The sequence below is a fragment of the Pseudomonas sp. NPDC098747 genome (assembly GCF_044760045.1).
Lineage (GTDB): Bacteria > Pseudomonadota > Gammaproteobacteria > Pseudomonadales > Pseudomonadaceae > Aquipseudomonas.
Window position 1 is genome coordinate 1 of sequence record NZ_JBIWAL010000119.1, and the last position, 4,426, is coordinate 4,426.

Sequence of the window (4,426 nt, forward strand, 5' to 3'; positions counted from 1 at the left end):
GACCTTGGCTATCGGCTGCGCTTTGGCGGGGCCGCTGTTAAGTCTGGTGGGTGTGAACGGTGGCGGTGTGCACCTGGTCGGTGACAGCTCCAAGGATAAATCGTTAGCGCAACTGATCGCGGCGACGGTGTGGGGGGATCCCGCCGTGTTTGCCTCAAGCTGGGACGTGACCAAAGGCGGTCTTGAAATTGAAGCGTCGTCGCGTAATGACACGTTGTTGTCCCTCGATGAAATCAAGCGCGCTGATCCCAAGCGCATACAGGAAATGACCTACGCCTTAGCCAATGGCCAAGGCAAGGGCACAATGAACCGTGAGCGCGAAGGCCGCGCTAAACTGACGTGGCGCCTATTGGCCTTGTCCAGCGGCGAGCGTTCCTTGGCCGAGCATGCGGCCATCAGTGGCAATGCCGCGCACGCCGGGGCCGAATTGCGCATGGTAGATATCAACGCCGGGACACGACTGCACGGCGCTTTTGACGACACTTGCGCAATGGCACCCGCCGACTTTCACCGCGCACTCACCGTGCTTGCCGGTCAGCACCATGGTCACCTTGGCCCCGCGTTTGTCGAACAGCTGATTAGCAGCGGTGACCGCCAAAGCGTGCAAGACGATTTCAGCAAGGTCCGCGCGTGTTTTGTGACCGACAACGCACAGGCCGGGCGCATTGCTGACCGGTTCGCCGTGATTGCCTTGGCCGCAGAACTGGCCATCGGTTACGGGCTGTTGCCGTGGCCGGAAGGCACTAGCCTGCGGCACTGCCAATTGCTCTACGGCGAATGGCTGGCGCGGGTGGGCAGTGGCAGTGCCGAAGACCGGCAAATCTTGGCCGGGGTCTCGGATTTTATCGACCGGCACGGCAGTAGCCGGTTTTCCGATATCAACGCCAGCGAGACCGACAGTAGGATCATCAACCGCGCCGGTTATTGGGAAGGCATGCCGCAAGGCCGTCTCTATCTGTTCAACCGTACCGGCCTGATTGAAGCGGCGCACGGCTACGGCCTGTCACGGATCGTCAAGGCGCTGGAGTCCGCTGGTGCCTTGGCCAAACGTGACAGCGACCGTAAGCGCTACACCAAAAAATACCGTCTGCCCGGTGGAGGGTCTGCCGGGCTGTATGTGATTGATCCCGAACGCCTCGAAAGCGAAGGGGGCCAGCCATGAGCCCGGCCTCATCACGTCTTCGCTCACCGTCTGTACATCACAGGAACCTTAAAACGGTGGGAACAGTGGGAACGATGGGAACAACCCGCCTAGTCGCGGCCCCCAGCCGTTCCCAGTGTTATAAAAGAATTGGGAGCTGTGGGAACACACATCACTTTGTGTTTATAGAGGGAGCCCGTTGGCAGACGCTGGCGACTGTGCCGTTCCCACTCGAAAAAGGGATGGGAACAGATTCCCGGTCTGAAGGCCGCGTAAACTGGGGCGTTCCCATGGTTCCCACAGTTCCCACGGTTTTGCGTTCACAGTCACATCTGGGGACAAGGCCTACAGTGAGGGGGGACCGATGAGTCTGCCGGACCGCCTCTTTCAGTTACATGCGCCCCCTGTAGTTCCGGAATCACCCTGTTGGTTATGGTTGCTGGTGCTCACCAGCGGCGAAGTGCTGCAGGCCACCTTTAACCCAGTCGCTGACCGTGGCCACGTCGAACGGTTCGTCATTGCGCAGCATGGCGGTCTGCTTAAAAGTGTTCCGATGGTCTCGGCGAATCGCTTGTTACAAGCCGACGAAATCGCTGGGGCGTTAGCAGGCAAGGCCATCTGCACAGCGCAACGCATACCCGGTGCGCTATGGCTGTCCCGTGTGGCGTGGCTCTTGGCATCTTCGCCCGATCAACTCTTGTCTACAGGAGCACTCACGACAGAGGATGTCGCCGAGTGTGCACGTCACACACCGTACCGGGCGGCTGACGTGCTCTGTGGTCTGGGCAAGACTCCGGCCTCTTTGGAACCACCGCGCCTGCTGCCGCAGCGGCACGCCCTCGCGCCTGTGCACGTGACTGCCGCGACTGCTTCGCCTGCATGGCTACAGGCACGCGATGAGTACCACGGCCATCTGTTTGGCTGCCCCCTATGTTACGCCTCAAAAAAACGCCATTGCCCAGCTGGTGCTGCCTTGCGCGCTGCTTACGATTTAATCCCGATGGAGCTCCGCCCTTGAGTACCTCTGACGACGCTGCCACCGAACTCAAACGCCAACAAGACAAGGCGCTGGCGCAAATCAAGGCCAAGATATCCATAGCGCCGGATGCGTTGAGCGCTGCCGTGCTGGAGAAATGGACCACCGTCACCAACCCGCCTTTTAAAGAGTTGTCCGCCGAGTTGCGCGAGCAAAACAACGCAATGCGCGGTGGCGATCTGAGCCGAGTGGAAGACATGTTGCTGGCGCAAGCGCACACGCTGGATGGCTTGTTTGCTGCGCTGGCGACACGGGCAGCAAATGCCCCTTCGGTCACGGTGTTGGAGGTTTATCTACGGCTGGCGCTCAAAGCGCAGAGCCAAAGCCGCGCGACCTTGCAAACGCTGGGCGAACTCAAGGCCCCCAAGCAGGTGGCCTTTGTCGGACAAGCGAACATCGGCCATCAGGTGCAGGTGAACAACGGCACTTCCGGCCCCGGCGCCAACACCGCCCCCGCAGCAAACACACCGCGCACGCGCACGCGGAAAAATAAAACCGCGCAAAACAAACTAATGGACGCAGACCATGAGCAACGGCTGGACACCCGAACGCCGGGCACGGCAAGCGGCGATGATTCAGCGCTGGCAACCGTGGCAACACAGCACCGGCCCCAAAAGCGACGAGGGAAAAGCTGTGGTGGCGCGTAATGCCGATCAGGGCGCAGTTCGCGCACTGTTACGCAGCATGGCCCGAGAACTGCGCGAGCAACACAAGGCCCATCGCGAGCTGGCCCAGCGGCTTGTCGAACCGTCGTTAAGTGAGCCGGACACTGAACCGCCACCGTGACCAAGAAAGAGGGCGGGTCCTCCCGAGGGGGTGGCCCTAGGGGGTAATTCGGGCCACGCTACATGTCTACATATGACCGATTTTCGGTGGTTGGTTGTTGTTTAGTTCCGGCCTCCCGAAACAACAAGTTATAAGGCCGTAGTCCTTTAAAAACGCGGCTCTCGACGTGGGCCTTCAGGTTCGGCCTCATCCCTCTGCACAACTTCAAGCGTCCAAACAGGCGACATACACCAACCCACGGACGCATAGGCTGTTGCGCTGATGAAATGGATATGGCGTTCCAGATTGAACGCGCGGCGGCATTCCCAAAGAACGCCGGGGCCCCTGAGGATTTCCCTCGGACACGGGGTCGAAAACTCGCGGGAGTTTGTTAGCGGCAGCCCTCAAACATTGGTTAACTGGTTAACTGGATTCACCCTCAAGATCGCTGAAGGCCGCGCAGACCGTGGCCTGTAGCCCGGTTAACCGATGAGTTAACCTGGTTAACCAATGTTTGCCGTAAAAATCGCTGGAAGCCCAGTAGTACGTGGCTTGCAGCCCGGATAACCAATGAGTTAACCGACTAATTTAGTCGGTTAACTGGTTAACTCGCCGGGTTAACCGGGCTGAAAGCCATGCAGGCCGTAGCCTGTAGCCGTTTTTATGGAGGGATTTTGCAAGGAGTTAACTCAGCTGTGTCGCTAAAAACTCAGATTTTTTCGAAAAAACTCAGCTGTTTTTCGAGAAAACTCGAACATTTTTTGGAAAAACTCAACCGGTTCGCCGCTTCTAAGGGGGCAAGTGAGATTCGGAAAACTCTCGCGACAACCCAAAATCGGGATGGTCATACAGGCCGCCAACGCTCCTGCATGAAACAGGAGTTTCAGTGCAAGAGGCGTCAGCCCGTTATCAGAATGCCGTCGTTTTCGAATCAGTCGACTTTCTGGTTCGGCCTCATCCCACAACTTCAAGTTTCCAAACAGGCGACATACACCATCCCACGAACGCATCGGCTGTTGCGATGATGAAATGGGGGGAGCTTCGGATTGCGCGCACGCCCCCCCCCAAACTCGCCGGGGCCCCTGCGGATTTCCATCGGGCACGGGGCAGGGAACCCGTGTCCTTGTGTTAGTACCGGGTTGGCTAGCTTATTGAAATTTCAATCATTGAAAACCGATTGAAATTTAAGCGCCACCGTTCGAGCCGACGTCACGGCACTCGCACGATTTACTTAACCCGTCGAGGTGAACCCGAAGGCTATCGAATGGTGTTAATTAACGATGGGCACACAGGGGCGCGTCACCAGCGTCTCAAATTCCAAAATCCTGCGCAGGTATCCATTGAGGGGGCATGCACGACAAGCAAGTCACGACTAGGCTATTTCTTCAATGGTGCATTTTTGTTTTTCGTCGCGGAGAATAAAACCATGAGCCTGCCCATCCCTGTGTATTCCACTTACCAAATTTCGAGGGCAGCGGATGCCT

The 4,426-nt window shown here is 58.0% G+C and carries 4 protein-coding genes; all 4 read left to right on the plus strand.

Annotation, left to right across the window (positions count from 1 at the left end):
• Positions 1-1,162, plus strand: a 1,162-nt coding sequence (locus ACIQVE_RS29195; RefSeq protein WP_402815366.1) for a DUF927 domain-containing protein, incomplete at its 5' end; no start/stop codon positions are given.
• A 993-nt stretch (positions 1,163-2,155) separates the two neighbouring features.
• Positions 2,156-2,824 carry a hypothetical protein gene (locus ACIQVE_RS29200; RefSeq protein WP_402815368.1) on the plus strand — a complete coding sequence of 223 codons (669 nt, stop codon included), beginning with the start codon at positions 2,156-2,158 and terminating at the stop codon, positions 2,822-2,824.
• On the plus strand, positions 2,814-2,963 hold the full coding sequence (locus tag ACIQVE_RS29205; protein WP_402815370.1) for a hypothetical protein: 150 nt from the start codon (positions 2,814-2,816) through the stop codon (positions 2,961-2,963). Before ACIQVE_RS29200 ends, ACIQVE_RS29205 begins: the two co-directional genes overlap by 11 nt.
• A 1,243-nt stretch (positions 2,964-4,206) precedes the next feature.
• Positions 4,207-4,426: hypothetical protein (locus tag ACIQVE_RS29210; RefSeq protein WP_402815372.1), on the plus strand; the 220-nt coding region annotated here is incomplete at its 3' end.